The sequence below is a fragment of the Oceanospirillum linum genome, from assembly GCF_001995095.2.
GTDB lineage: Bacteria > Pseudomonadota > Gammaproteobacteria > Pseudomonadales > Halomonadaceae > Oceanospirillum > Oceanospirillum linum.
On sequence record NZ_MTSD02000120.1, the window covers coordinates 1 to 434 of the forward strand.

Annotated in this window: 1 protein-coding gene; it reads left to right on the plus strand. The window is 42.2% G+C overall.

All coding sequences use genetic code 11. The features are described 5' to 3' along the window. Window positions 1-139 precede the first annotated feature (139 nt). On the plus strand, window positions 140-434 hold a 295-nt coding region (locus BTA35_RS17800), incomplete at its 3' end, for a hypothetical protein (protein ID WP_202931312.1).

The following is a 434-nucleotide window of genomic DNA, read 5'->3' on the forward strand; positions in this document are numbered from 1 at the left end:
AGACTCTGTGGGACTGCAATTCTTGTCAAACATTTGTTTGAAATTGGCGCTGATGGCAGAGAATAAAAATAACTTTTGCATCATCGCTTAAACCTTTCTGATCACTTGTGGATCACCAATAACAATAAAAGGTAATACGATGAAAAAGAAAGTTCTTGCCAGTGTTATCGCAGGTACACTAGCACTCACAGGCTGTAAAAGTGATTGGGTTGATAAAGATAATGTAGACCAAACCGCTACGCCAAGTGTGAGTAGCATCCCAGTATCTAGTGTTGCCTTCAACCCCACTACAGGAGAGCTGTCTACGCCGACAGATCTGTTAATAAGCTCAACAACAGGGTTGATTAACATTCCAAAAACAGGGGATATTTATGAATCGCTCAATAGCTTAGACGGCTGGGGTATTGGTTCACCCATCGCGATAGGCGTAACCT